This is a genomic window from Polaribacter sp., assembly GCF_049276715.1.
Taxonomy (GTDB): Bacteria; Bacteroidota; Bacteroidia; order Flavobacteriales; family Flavobacteriaceae; genus Polaribacter.
Window position 1 is genome coordinate 74839 of record NZ_JBASWY010000044.1, and the last position, 14401, is coordinate 89239.

11 protein-coding genes are annotated in these 14401 nt (G+C 30.5%); 8 read left to right on the forward strand and 3 right to left on the reverse strand.

All coding sequences use genetic code 11. The features are described 5' to 3' along the window. Positions 1 to 36: 36 nt before the first annotated feature. From WAO74_RS11275 to WAO74_RS11295, 5 genes are all read left to right on the forward strand, one after another. Positions 37 to 645, forward strand: coding sequence for a M15 family metallopeptidase (locus WAO74_RS11275; RefSeq protein WP_422162180.1), 609 nt, complete (start codon positions 37 to 39; stop codon positions 643 to 645). 80 nt (positions 646 to 725) lie between these two features. Continuing rightward, positions 726 to 1397 (forward strand): hypothetical protein, encoded by a 672-nt coding sequence (locus tag WAO74_RS11280; protein ID WP_422162182.1) that lies wholly within the window; start codon positions 726 to 728, stop codon positions 1395 to 1397. Positions 1398 to 1525: 128 nt separating this feature from the next. Next, positions 1526 to 2515, forward strand: coding sequence for a pyruvate dehydrogenase (acetyl-transferring) E1 component subunit alpha (pdhA, locus tag WAO74_RS11285; protein ID WP_422162183.1), 990 nt, complete (start codon positions 1526 to 1528; stop codon positions 2513 to 2515). 3 nt (positions 2516 to 2518) lie between these two features. Then, the gene (locus WAO74_RS11290; RefSeq protein WP_422162185.1) at positions 2519 to 4174 is read left to right on the forward strand and encodes a 2-oxo acid dehydrogenase subunit E2; all 1656 of its coding nucleotides are present in this window, start codon (positions 2519 to 2521) and stop codon (positions 4172 to 4174) included. A 66-nt stretch (positions 4175 to 4240) separates the two neighbouring features. Then, complete coding sequence (locus WAO74_RS11295; RefSeq protein WP_422162187.1) at positions 4241 to 4927, forward strand: GNAT family N-acetyltransferase; 687 nt, start codon at positions 4241 to 4243, stop codon at positions 4925 to 4927. A gap of 9 nt (positions 4928 to 4936) precedes the next feature. On the opposite strand, the gene WAO74_RS11300 is transcribed toward WAO74_RS11295, so the two are convergent. The 3 genes from WAO74_RS11300 to WAO74_RS11310 all read right to left on the reverse strand — a co-directional run bounded on the left by WAO74_RS11300 (position 4937) and on the right by WAO74_RS11310 (position 10470). Further along, entirely contained in the window at positions 4937 to 5908 is a 972-nt protein-coding gene (locus tag WAO74_RS11300; RefSeq protein WP_422162190.1) for a Gfo/Idh/MocA family protein, read from the reverse strand. A 2-nt stretch (positions 5909 to 5910) separates the two neighbouring features. Beyond that, positions 5911 to 7635, reverse strand: a complete 1725-nt coding sequence (locus WAO74_RS11305) for a sodium:solute symporter (RefSeq protein WP_422162191.1) — start codon at positions 7633 to 7635, stop codon at positions 5911 to 5913. Positions 7636 to 7977: 342 nt separating this feature from the next. Further along, positions 7978 to 10470 (reverse strand): PIG-L family deacetylase, encoded by a 2493-nt coding sequence (locus WAO74_RS11310; protein WP_422162192.1) that lies wholly within the window; start codon positions 10468 to 10470, stop codon positions 7978 to 7980. Positions 10471 to 10646: 176 nt separating this feature from the next. Between WAO74_RS11310 and dnaN the strand changes: the two genes are divergently transcribed. The 3 genes from dnaN (at position 10647) to ggt (ending at position 14394) form a co-directional block, all read left to right on the forward strand. Continuing rightward, a complete protein-coding gene (gene dnaN, locus WAO74_RS11315; RefSeq protein ID WP_422162194.1) occupies positions 10647 to 11765 on the forward strand; it encodes a DNA polymerase III subunit beta in 1119 nt (372 codons plus the stop codon). Between the two features lie 350 nt (positions 11766 to 12115). Beyond that, the gene (locus WAO74_RS11320; protein WP_422162196.1) at positions 12116 to 12712 is read left to right on the forward strand and encodes an ACP phosphodiesterase; all 597 of its coding nucleotides are present in this window, start codon (positions 12116 to 12118) and stop codon (positions 12710 to 12712) included. Continuing rightward, entirely contained in the window at positions 12709 to 14394 is a 1686-nt protein-coding gene (ggt, locus tag WAO74_RS11325) for a gamma-glutamyltransferase (RefSeq protein WP_422162198.1), read from the forward strand. The genes WAO74_RS11320 and ggt overlap by 4 nt, the downstream gene beginning before the upstream one ends. Positions 14395 to 14401: the final 7 nt, after the last annotated feature.

Sequence of the window (14401 nt, forward strand, 5' to 3'; positions counted from 1 at the left end):
CTTTTTAGTTTTTATCAGATTTTTACTGCTCAACAAATGCCAAAAGAATTTGTTTATTTAGAGGATATAGAAAGTTCTATTCAAAAAGATTTAAGATATTTAAGTGATAAAAATTTTATAGGAAAACCAATTGATGGTTATCAAAATAATTGTGTTATTGTTAGTAAAGAAACTGCTATTGCTTTAAAGAAAGTACAAACTATACTTTTAGAAAAAGGTTATTCTTTAAAAGTATTTGATACTTACAGACCTCAACAGGCTGTAGATCATTTTGTTAGATGGGCAAAAGTATTGAATGACACCTTAATGAAATCTGAATATTACCCAAATGTACCAAAATCGGAATTATTTAATCAAGGTTATATTGCTTCAAAATCTGGACATACAAGAGGTAGCACAGTCGATTTAACAATTGTTGATGTACAAACTCAAAAAGAATTAGATATGGGAAGTCCTTATGATTTTTTTGGAGTTGAATCCCATCCTTTTTATTCAAAAATATCAAAAAATCAAAAAGAAAATAGAATGTTGCTTCGAAAAGTAATGCTAGAAAACGGCTTTAAACCTTACGAAAACGAATGGTGGCATTTTACTTTAAGAAACGAACCTTTTCCTAATACCTATTTCAATTTTGTAGTTGAATAAGTAGTTTTAACAAAACTGAAACGATATCTTTAAAAATCGGCATTATCTTTGCAGTTAAGTTATTATAAATTTTATTTAGAATGAACTCTTTTTTTAAACCTTCCACCTTTATCATCTTTCTTTTATTGACCTTAAATTTATCTGCACAAATGGATACGAATAAAGGAAGTAAAGAAAAAGGAAAAATAAAAGCTGTTATAGAAACAAATTCTAAAGAAGCTGTAAGACCAAAATCCATAGAATTAAATGGTTCTGGTGGTTTTGAAAAAGCGTTTGATGCAGAAAAAGAAAAGTTAAAAAAGCAGCAAGAAGAGGATAAATTAAATAATAAAGATATACTTACCCAAGCAAAATTAAATGAGCAACGTTTTTTAAAGACTTTCCAAAAAATTAATGGGCAATATATTATTCCGAAAATAGACCAAGATTTGGGAAGTATTAGAACCAATTCTACAAGTGTAAATATTATTTGCAGAGATTATCAATATCCAGATGGAGATCGAGTTACTATTTATGTAAATGATATTCCAGTTATTTACAATATTACACTTACTACAAGTTACCAAAAATTTAATATTCCATTAGAAGTAGGTGTCAACAAAATTGTGATTGAAGCTTTAAATCAAGGCACCTCTGGGCCAAACACAGCCGCCTTTAAAGTGTTTAATGACGCAGGAATCCTCATATCTTCTAACGAATGGAATTTAGCTACAGGTGCTAAAGCTACGTTACTGGTAGCAAAAGACAAATAAAAAGCTAACGAAATCGTTTGCGAAAAATTTAAAAACTCAAGTTTTTTTATTCCTTATAAAACCATTATTTTTGTAGTTAAGTTCTTACGTTAAGAATTTAATTCACAAACAAACAACAATTTCTAAGAATGAAAAAAATCACCAAACAAACCTATTTAGATTGGTACAAAGACATGCTTTTCTGGCGTAAGTTCGAAGACAAATTAGCATCTGTCTACATTCAGCAAAAAGTTAGAGGTTTCTTGCATCTTTACAATGGGCAAGAAGCAATTTTAGCTGGTGCATTGCATGCAATGGACTTAACCAAAGATAAAATGATTACTGCTTACAGAAATCACGTTCAACCAATTGGTATGGGTGAAGATCCTAAAAAAGTAATGGCAGAATTGTATGGTAAAGTTACTGGTACCTCAAAAGGAATGGGTGGTTCTATGCATATTTTTTCTAAAGAATTCCGTTTTTATGGAGGTCATGGAATTGTTGGTGGTCAAATTCCATTAGGTGCAGGACTTGCTTTTGCAGATAAATATTTTGGAAGTGGTGGAGTCACTTTAACGTGTTTTGGCGATGGTGCTGCAAGACAAGGTTCTTTGCATGAGGCCTTTAACTTAGCAATGCTATGGAAATTACCTGTAATTTTTATTTGTGAAAACAATGGTTATGCAATGGGTACTTCTGTAGAAAGAACTGCAAATCATACAGATATTTGGAAACTTGGTTTAGGTTATGAAATGCCTTGTGGTCCTGTAGATGCCATGAACCCTATTAAAGTTGCAGAAGCTGTAGACGAAGCTTTGGAAAGAGCAAGACGTGGAGATGGACCTACATTTTTAGAAATGAAAACATACAGATATAGAGGTCACTCAATGTCTGATGCACAACATTATAGAACGAAAGATGAAGTTGAAGAATACAAGAAAATTGACCCCATAACCCAAGTAAAAGATATTATTTTAGAAAAAGGGTATGCTACAGAAGAAGAAATTTCTGTAATAGATAAAGAAGTGAAAAGAATGGTGAAAGAATGCGAAAAATTCGCAGAAGATTCTCCTTATCCAGAAACTCAGCAATTATATGATATGGTATACGAACAAGAAGATTATCCTTTTATAAGTTAAAATATGGCTACAGTTGTAAATATGCCGCGTTTAAGTGATACCATGGAAGAAGGTGTTGTGGCAAAATGGTTAAAAAAAGTTGGAGATAAAATAGAAGAAGGAGATATTTTAGCAGAAATCGAAACTGATAAAGCTACAATGGAGTTCGAATCTTTTCACGAAGGAACTCTCTTACATATTGGTATTCAAGAAGGTGAAACTTCTCCTGTTGATAAGTTATTGGCTATTATTGGTAAAGAAGGTGAAGATATTTCTGGTCTTTTAAAGGGTGATGTTCATCAGAAGAAAGAAGATTCTAAAGATGATAACAAAGAAAAAAATTCTTCAGATGATAAAAGCATTGCAGATACCTCAAGTTCTAACGAAGTTGAAATACCAAAAGGGGTAAATGTAGTTACTATGCCACGTTTAAGTGATACCATGACAGATGGTACTGTAGCTTCTTGGTTAAAAAAAGTAGGTGATAAAGTTGAAGAAGGAGATATTTTAGCAGAAATTGAAACAGACAAAGCTACTATGGAATTTGAATGTTTCTACGAAGGAACCATATTACATATTGGTGTTCAAGAAGGAGAAACTGCACCTGTAGATAGTTTACTAACTATAATTGGCCCTAAAGGAACAGATATTTCTGCAATTATTAAAAATGGAGGAGCAGTCTCAATTTTAGAAAAATCTTCATCAACTGAAAAAGTTGAGGAAAAAGCTGAATCTAAAAAAGAAGAGAAACCATCTAATGAATCTGAAAAACCTCAATCTTCTAGTAACAATGCTGGAGGTAGAATTTTTGCATCTCCATTAGCAAAAAAAATTGCTGCTGATAAAGATATTAATTTATCGGATGTACAAGGTTCTGGAGAAAATGGAAGGATTATTAAAAAAGATATAGAAAATTACACACCTTCTGCAGCAGTTAAAATAGAAACTCCTGCTCCTGCTTCTTCAATTACAGCTGCTAGTGTTTCTATTTCTGGAGAAGAAAAATCTGAAGAAGTTAAAAATTCGCAAATGCGTAAAGCAATTGCAAAATCTTTAGGAAATTCTAAGTTCACATCACCAGATTTCAGTTTAAATATTGAAGTGGATATGGATAATGCTATGGCTTCTAGAACAACTATAAACTCAATACCAGATACCAAAGTATCTTTTAATGATATGGTTGTAAAAGCTTGTGCAATGGCATTAAAAAAACATCCACAAGTAAATACATCTTGGACAGATGCCCACACAATTTATCACAGACATATTCATGTTGGTGTTGCTGTTGCTGTAGAAGATGGTTTGTTAGTACCAGTTATAAAACACACAGATCAATTGAGTTTAACTCAAATTGGAGCAAGTGTTAGAGATTTAGCTGGTAAAGCAAGAAACAAGAAAATTTCTCCAGCAGAAATGCAAGGAAGTACATTTACAGTTTCTAATTTAGGAATGTTTGGTATCGATAATTTTACATCAATTATCAATCAGCCAAATTCTGCTATTTTATCTGTAGGTGCAATTGTTGAAAAACCTGTGATTAAAAACGGACAGATAGTTGTTGGAAATACAATGAAATTAACATTAACCTGCGATCACAGAACTGTTGATGGCGCAGTTGGTGCTCAGTTTTTACAAACTTTAAAAACATTTATAGAAAATCCTGTTACAATGTTAGCATAGATTTTTAAAAAATTATTTCAATAAAAGGCTCGCCAATTGCGAGCTTTTTTTATACATTTATTTCTGATGAAAAACTTGGATAAAAAACTTCAAAATCCTGTTTGGTATTCTCTAAAAGAAACTCATAAAAAGTTTTTAATAGAGTTTGAAGGTGTACAATTTTATAATCCTGACATTTGCAATTTTGGCGCATTTTTTAATGAGTGCGATACAGAGAACGCACTAAATGAATATGCGAAAATTGCTAACAACTTTTTTATAGTATCTGAAAATCAAAAAGCAATCATAGACAACAATACTATTATTTTAGTGAAAAAAATTAATGGTTGTCAAATGGTTTTGACAAATTTAATAGAGGTAGATATTACAGAAAAAATTGTTAGATTATCAGAAAAAAACATTGATGAAGTTTATGATTTAATATGGTTAGTGATGCCTGGTTATTATCAAAAAAAAGGAGTTTTAATGGGTAATTTCTTTGGTATTTTTAAAGATAATAAACTAGTTGCTATTACAGGACAGAGAATGCAAACTGATGATTTTATAGAAATTAGTTCTGTAGTAACACATCCTAATTACACAAAAAGAGGGTATGCAAAACAACTAATATATTATACAACTAAAGAAATTTTAAAAGAAAAAAAGTTGCCAATTTTACATACGAATAAAGGAAATTTTGCAATACTTCTTTATGAAAAATTAGGGTATAAAATAACAAGAGATATGAATTGGTGGCATTATAGAAAAAAATAATTTTTTTTATCAATATTCCAAACCGATAATTTTTCGAACATCATCTAAAGTACGCATCAACTTTTTAGAAAATTCAAAAGTCATAATATTACTTTCTTTTTTATCATCTCTTAATAATTGATTAAAATGTGCTGTTTCAAAATTATAACCAATAGTTTTGTAATTAAAATCGATAATTTCTTCCTTATTATCTTTGATAATAGTTACTGTAGAGGGTTCATGAAAACGACTATTTATAATAATTTTAGCATCACTAAAAGTAAAAATTGCTTCGGTTTTGGTTTCTTCTAACAATGTACTTTTTAAATATGCTTTTGCATTTTTATAATCAAAAATCATTGAACAACTTGAATCTGCTCCATTTTTAAAAAAAGTAGCATTTGCGTTGATTTTAGTTGGAGTTCCTAAAGCAGACAATGCAGCAAAAATGGGATAAATACCAATATCTAACAAAGAACCTCCACCAACCTCTTTTTTAAAAACTCGGCTATCTGTGTTATAAGGTGTATAAAAACCAAAATCGGCTTCTAGTTTATTTAATTTTCCAAATTTTTCATTCTTAACAATCTCCAAAACATACTTATAATGAGGCAGAAAATAGGTCCATAAAGCTTCCATTAAAAGTGTATTATTTGCTTTAGCAATAGCAATCATTTCTTCAACTTCTTGTAAATTCATGGCAAAAGGTTTTTCGCATAAAACAGCTTTTTTATTTTGCAAACAAAGTATAGCATGTTCTTTATGAAAACTATGTGGAGTTGCAATATAAATGGCATCAACCTCTATGTCTTTTGCTAAAGCTTCATAAGAATTGTAGGCATTTTTTGCATTGAATTTCTGAGCAAATTCATCAGCATTTTCTTGACTTCTAGAAGCTACTGCAAAAAACTCAGTGTTTTCTATAGTTGCTAAATCTGTGGCAAATTTATTGGCTATTTTTCCACAACCAATAATTCCCCATTTTATGGTTTTATTTTTCATAGTTATTGAGTTCCTAATGTTTCTAAGTCATCTACTTTAGGTTTAGAAGGAATAAAATTTTGAAGTATAATTGCAATTCCCATTACTAAAACACAACCTAATAAATTTAACCATAAATAAGGCAACCAATCTAAAAAGTAAACACAAATAATAATTATTTGTGTAATTAAAGCAGCAATAAATACAGCATTTCCTCTTACATATTTAATAAAAAATGCCAATAAGAAAATACCTAAAACATTCCCATAAAAAATAGAACCAATAATATTTACCAACTGAATTAAATTATCGAATAAATTGGCAATACAAGCTACTGAAATGGCGATTATTCCCCAAAGCAACGTAAACCATTTAGACGCTTTTACAAAATGCTCATCGCTTTTTTCTTCTTTAACATTTCGTTTATACAAATCCATAGCAGTTGTGCTGGCTAAAGCATTTAATTCTGATGCGGTTGAGGACATTGCTGCAGATAAAATTACAGCTAGTAGAAGGCCAATTAATCCTCTTGGTAAATTGTTTAAAATGAAATGAATAAAGACGTAATCTTTATCATTCGATTCAATTTTTTTATAATCTTTTCGTTCATTTAATTTATCTATAATCTTTTTAGCAGATTCTTTTACAGCCAAATCAGCTTTGTTTAATTCCTGAACAGTCTGTTTTTCATTGACTTGAAAACCATCAGCAAAAATAACTTTTTTAGTATTTTCTATTTCGATGTGTTTGGCTTCTAAATCTTTGTAATCTTGTGCATAGATCGATTTTTGAACTTCTTCATTGGCACTTGGATTAAAGTTTAAAGGAGCAGGATTAAATTGATAAAAAACAAAAACCATTACACCAATTAACAGAATAAAAAATTGCATTGGCACCTTTAACAATCCATTAAATATTAAACCTAACTGACTTTCTCTTACAGATTTTCCAGACAAATAACGTTGAACTTGACTTTGATCTGTCCCAAAGTAAGAAAGCATCAAAAAAGTTCCTCCTAAAATTCCTGTCCAAACTGTGTATCTGTTACTTAAATCAAACGAAAAATCGAGCACTTTCATTTTATCACTTGCGCCTGCAATTTCCAACGCTTTTGTAAAAGTAATATCTTGTGGAAGCTGACTCATAATCATATAAAATGCAATCAGCATTCCTATAAAAATGATAATCATTTGTTGCTTTTGAGTAACATTTACAGCTTTTGTACCTCCAGAAACTGTGTAAATAATCACCAAAAATCCGATGATAATATTTAGCATTAACAAATCCCAACCCAAAACTGCAGATAAAATAATTGCAGGCGCAAAAATGGTAATTCCAGCAGCTAAACCTCTTTGAATTAAAAATAAAATAGCAGCTAAACTTCTTGTTTTTAAATCGAATCTACCTTCTAAAAACTCATAAGCTGTGTAGACTTTTAGCTTATGATAAATTGGGATAAAAACCACACAAATAATAACCATTGCAATTGGCAGCCCAAAGTAAAATTGCACAAAACCCATTCCACTGTGAAACGCTTGTCCTGGTGTAGATAAAAACGTAATTGCACTTGCTTGAGTAGCCATAACAGACAAACCAATGGTCCACCATTTCGAATCACTTCCACCTTTAATATAATCTGTTACATTACTGTTTTTTCTGGTAACATATGTACCATAAGCCACAATAAAAATGAGTGTAATTGATAGAATTATCCAATCTAAACTATGTAATTTACTTTCTATTTCCATCAATTAAACAGTAAAATAATTGGTAATTAAATAAAATACAAGAATGTAAATTACGTTGGCAATTAAAACCAATGAATATTCTTTTTTCCAAACGTATTTTTCGTCGTTCATTTCTTATTTTTTTTTGAAGCTATTTCCAGCTTTCCACTATATCTTTTTGCGAAAAGCAAAAAGGATGTCGTTTCAATCTGGGCTAAACTAATTTGCCAACTTTTTGTCATTCCTACAAAATTGAAAGTTTATTAAACACCAAATTTTAGATTACTGCCTAAGCAGGAATGACAAACTTTCAAAATTTTTAACTTTCTAACTTTCTAACTTTCTAACTTTCTAACTTTTAAACTAATTTTTGCCAACAGATAACATATTTGCAAATAATTTATAAGCTCCAGAAACACCTGCAGGCATTTCTCTAAAGAAGCTTAAACCTGTATACATATAATTTCCTTTACCATATTTCGCAATTAGTAAACTTCCATTTTTGGGTGTTTCTCCTTTATCATTCATAGATAAAATAGGAGTATATTCTGCACTCCATTCCTCAGGAAAATACAAACCTCTTTCTTGCACCCAACCTTTAAAATCGTTTTGAGTTATTTTGTTTGGATAGTTTAAAATTGGGTTGTTTTCATTTAAAATTCGAACCTCTGAAAACTCATCTGTAACTCTATCTCTGCCTAACTTTAAATTAAAAGGAGCTCCAATATCAACACCTCTATTTGTATTGTATTGCACAATCATATTTCCTCCCTTTGCTACATATTCTAATAGAAATTTTTGCTTAAATTTTAACTCATCAACTACATTATAAGCTCTAATTCCAAGAACAATTGCATCGTATTTTAATAAATTTTTCGCATTAATTTCTTCAGGATTTATCTCTTCTACAGAATACCCAATTTGCTGTAAACTTTCTGGAATAGCATCGCCTGCTCCCTGAATATAGCCAATATTTGTGCCTGAAGTTTTAATATTTAAACGAACTATTTTAGCTTCAGAATTTAATAAAACCGATTGTTTTGAAATATGATTGTAATTGATTTCAACCAACTCTTTTTGGTAAGCTTTACCATTTGAAGTTGCAACAACTTCCAGTTTTCCTTCAGATTGATTTTTTGGAGGAGTTACTAAAAACTCAACCACTTTTTTATCATTTTTTTGCTGAATTACAAAGTCAATTTCTTTAGGCGAAACTGTCCACAATTCTGGAACTTTCAAACTTACTTTTCCTGAAACTTTGTTTGCTCCTGCTCTGACTTCTACAGCAACCTTTTTTGCATTATCATTAGAAAAAATAAGGACTTTGTCTTTTAGTTTTGTGGTAACCAAAGGTAGAATTTCAAAGGGCTCATAAATTTCTCCCTTATCACTTTCTGCATATTTTCTAATCACATCTTTGATAAATGAAATAGGCGTATTTTCAATCAAAAAATTGAACTTTACTTTTATATTTCTTGGAGTTTCTGGCAAGCCAATTAATTGCTGTTTTTCCACTTTATACATCCCCAAAGTTCCTTCTGAATTTAACCAATAAGGACTCGTATAATTTTCATCCGAAGAAATAAAAACAGACTGTTTTATATTCGCTTCTTTGTTGTTTGCCAAAGGAATCTCTTTAATTTCTTTTTTTCCTGAATGAGAAGTTTCATAAGAAATAAGCTGAACATCAACATCGCTTCTATTTATGAGTTCAAAATCAACATTTATGTTACTATTTGGAGTTGCTGATGAACTTTCTGCAGATGCTTCTAAATACAAACCTAAACAAGCTTCTATAATTTCTTTGAGTTCTTTTTCTTTAATTTCTCGCCAATGATTGTCTTCTAAATTTTGAATCATTTTGTAAGCTTCCATCAATTTTAAAATGTGCTTTGACGGATTTACAAAATCGAAATTATCTTCAATATCATATAAAATTTCACCAATTTCTCCTCCACCTTTTAAACGATTCCAAGTAGTATTAATTCCAGAAAAAATATCGTTTTTATCTTTTAACTCATCCCCTTTCAAAAACTCAACATATTCATTTTGTTCTCCTCTAGAAGTTAACCTTCCAAAACCTTGACACAAATGCTGACTGCTTGCCATAGATGCTAATTCGTTGTTAGACAAACCTTTTAAAGGATAATAAACACCTACATCAAGAGTTGTTAACTTACCTTTTGTGTCTTTTTCAAAATCTTCTTGATTTCTATAAAACCATGAAGATGTGTTAAAAAACAAACGTTTTGGTTGCCAAACATTGGTGAATTTTAATTGTTCTGGAAACTTAGTTTTATCGTTTACCAAATCAAAAGCTTCTATACTTAACATTGCAGAAGTCGTATGATGACCATGTGTAGAACCTGGAGTTCTATGGTTAAATCTATTGATAATTACATCTGGCTTAAAGGTTCTAATTGCCCAAACTACATCACTTAAAACTTCCTTTTTATTCCAAATTTCTAAAGTTTCATCTGGATGTTTCGAATATCCAAAATCGTTGGCTCTTGTAAAAAACTGTTCTCCACCATCAATACTTCTAGCTGCTAATAATTCCTGAGTTCTAATAACGCCCAACAATTCTCTAATTTCTGGACCAATTAAATTCTGTCCTCCATCTCCTCTAGTTAAAGATAAATAACCAGTTCTGGCTTTTACATTATTTGCTAAATAGGCAATTAAACGTGTGTTTTCATCATCTGGATGCGCAGCAATGTACAAAGCTGTTCCTAAAAAATTTAGTTTTTGAATTTTCTCGTAAATCTGATTTGTGGTTAATTTTTCTGGTTTTTGAGCAAAAACAGCTATAGAAATCAGTAAAAATACTGAAATTGAAAGTAAAGTTTTCTTCATTTTAAATAGTTGATAACAAGCAAATGTAGGTTTTTAATGAGTAAAAAATAAGCTCTTAACATAATTATAACGTTTTACAATGCATAGAGGAAAATGCTCATAACCTGTTAATAAAATAATTTTTAAAGTCGCTTATTAAGGTTATATTTGTATTTCTAAAATTAAGAAAAAAATCAATGAAATTTATTGTATCAAGTTCACAACTTCTAAAACAATTACAGGTTTTAGGTGGCGTAATTAATAGCAACAACACTTTGCCAATTTTAGATAATTTCTTATTTGAATTGTCTGAAAACAAATTAAAAGTTTCAGCATCAGATTTGGAAACTACCATGAGTTCTGTGGTAGATGTAGAAACAGATAGCAGAGGTTCTATAGCAGTTTCTGCTCGTTTATTATTAGATACTTTAAAGACTTTTCCTGATCAACCTTTAACGTTTAAAACTGAAGGTGATAGTAAAATTGAAATTATTTCTGACCAAGGAAAATATGACATGGCTTATTTTGGTGGTGACGAATTCCCAAAAGCGGTTTCTTTGCCTTCGCCAAGTAAAACTGTTATTCCTGCTCATATTTTAGGAACTGCAATTTCGAAAACTATTTTTGCTGCTGGAAATGATGATTTACGTCCAGTAATGAGTGGCGTTTTCTTTCAGTTTAGCTCTCAAAGTTTAACGTTTGTTGCTACTGATGCTCATAAATTGGTAAAATATTCTAGAACAGATGTTACTGCAGATCAAACTGCAGAATTTATTATGCCAAAGAAACCTTTAAATTTATTAAAAGGTATTTTGGGTGGTTCTGAAACTGATGTTACTATTGAATATAATGATGCCAACGCAAAATTCACTTTTGATAATGTGGTTTTAGTTTGTAGATTAATTGATGGAAAATATCCTAATTACGAGGCTGTAATTCCGAAAGAAAATCCAAACAAATTAACTGTTGACAGAGCTTCTTTCTTAAACTCTGTAAGACGTGTTTCTATTTTCTCTAGCAAAACTACACACCAAATTCGTTTAAAAATGGCAGGAACAGAATTAAATATTTCTGCTGAAGATTTAGATTTTTCTAACAAAGCAGATGAACGTTTAAGTTGCGATTACCAAGGAGATGATATGCAAATTGGTTTCAACTCTCGTTTTTTAAGTGAAATGTTAAATAACTTGAATTCGAACGAGGTTTTAATTGAAATGTCTTTACCAAACAGAGCTGGAATTTTAACACCTATTGATGGGACTGACGAAGGCGAACAAGTTACAATGTTGGTAATGCCAGTGATGTTAAATAACTAGATTAGATTATTAGAATCTTAGATTTATAGATATTTAGAAAACCACAACTTAATTGTTGTGGTTTTTTCTTTATTTTTAAAAAGTGGATAAATTAAGTTTGATAAAGAAAGTATTTGGTTATTCATTGATGTTTCTTGGTTTATTATGCTTTATAATAATTGGAGGAGGTTCAATGAGATTCAGGGGTAAAACTAGAAGCATACATGGCTCTATGAATGAAGACTTAATATTAATAGGAGTTTATTTATTAATCCCCATTTTAGGTTTTATATTAATGAAGATTGGTTATAACATCGTAACTAAAAATGATAAAAAAAAATAGCTAAATTAGTATAACTTATCTTTATCAAATGAATTTCCTAGCACACCTCTACTTATCTCAAAATAACACCAACATTATGATTGGTAATTTTATTGCAGATCATGTTCGAGGAAATAATTTTACTCATTTTAATGCTGAAATTCAGCAAGGAATTTTTCTCCACAGAGAAATTGATACTTTTACAGATGCACACAAAATCGTAAGAAAAAGTAAACGACGTTTACACAAACGTTACAGACATTATGATGGCGTAATTATCGATATTTTTTATGATTATTTTTTAGCAAAAAACTGGATCAAATACTCAGCCATTCCTTTAGATATTTATACAAAATCTATCTATGATTTGTTTGATAGAAAATCATCAGAATTACCTTTAAAATCTCAACAATTTATTAAATATATGATCGAATATAACATCTTATTCAATTATCAATTTAAAGATGGAATTGCCAAAGTTTTAAATGGAATGAACAACAGAACAAAAGGCAAATCGCAAATGGATTTGGCCATTGAAGATTTAACAGAATTACAATCAGAATTTGAAGAAGATTTTATACTTTTCTTTCCAAATTTAATTGAATTTTCAAATCAGAAATTAAAAGAAATTCAGTCAGTAATATGAAAAAAAAATACACACTTTTAGTCATCCTTTTTTTATCAATATTTTATTCTTGTAAAAAAGAAAAAACCTTAGGCTTAATTGCAGAAAAAGCAATGGTTGTTTCTGCTAGAGTCGAAGCCTCCAAAATTGGTTCAGAGATCCTAAAAAAAGGCGGAAATGCTTATGATGCAATGATTGCAACTCATTTAGCATTGGCAGTTGTGTATCCTGTTGCTGGGAATATTGGAGGTGGAGGTTTTATGGTTTATAGAAATAATGATGGTACAAAAGGCGCTCTAGATTTTAGAGAAAAAGCACCTATTTCTGCTCATAAAGATATGTATTTAGATTCGCTAGGAAATGTGATCGAAAATAAAAGTGTTTTAGGGGCACATGCAGTTGGTATTCCAGGTTCTGTAGCTGGTATTTTTGAAGTTTATAAAAAATTCGGGAGTTTGCCTTTTAAAGATTTAATTCAACCTTCTATTGATTTGGCAAGAAACGGTTTCAGTATCACAAAATTAGATGCAGAAGATTTAAACAGCGACAAAGCCGAATTTAAAGCTGCTAATAATTACCAAACTATTTTTGAAAAAGATTGGGTAGAAGGCGATGTTTTTAAACAAGAAGAATTAGCAAAAACCTTGGAAAGAATTCGAGATTTTGGAAAAGACGGATTTTACAAAGGCGAAACTGCTAATTTATTAGTGAATTACGTTACAGAATTAGGTGGAATTATAACACACGAAGATTTAGAAAAATACCAAGCTATTTGGAGAAAACCAATTGAGTTTTCTTACAAAGATTACAACATTACTTCTATGACTTTACCTGCAAGTGGAGGCGTTTGTTTGGCACAAATTTTAAAATCTATAGCATCTTATGACTTGTCTGAAATTGAGCATAATTCCACAAAATACATTCAATTAATAACAGAAGCTGAAAGACGAAGTTATGCAGACAGAGCTCATTATTTAGGTGATATTGATTTTGTAAAAGTCCCTTTAGATAGTTTAACAAGCACAGATTACATCAACAAAAGAATGGGCAATTTTTCTTGGGATAAAGCCACACCTTCATCAGAAGTTTCTCAAGGTAAAATCTTAGGCTATGAAAGTGATGAAACCACTCATTATTCAATTGTAGATCAATTTGGAAATGCAGTTTCTGTAACCACTACTTTAAACACTGGGTATGGTTCAAAAGTTTTGGTAAAAGGTGCTGGTTTTTTCTTAAATAACGAAATGGACGATTTTTCTAGCAAACCTGGAGTGCCTAATGTGTATGGTTTGGTTGGCTCAAAAGCAAACGCAATTGAAGCAGAAAAAAGGATGTTGAGTTCAATGACACCAACTATAGTAGAAAAAGATGGAAAACTTAAAATGGTTTTAGGAACTCCTGGAGGTTCCACAATTATCACTTCTGTTTTGCAAAATATTTTAAATGTGGTAGATTATAATATGGGCATGCAAGAATCTGTAAATCAGCCACGTTTTCACCATCAATGGTTACCAGACCAAATAACAATGGAACCCAATGGATTTGATGAAAAAACAAAAGCAAAACTAGAATCTTTAGGCTATCAAATACTAGAAAGAAACTCTTTAATTATTGGAAGAGTTGATGCAATTTTAGTTTTACCAAATGGAAAATTAGAAGCTGGAGCAGATAAAAGAGGTGATGATGCAGCTGTTGGGTTTTAAATTAAAA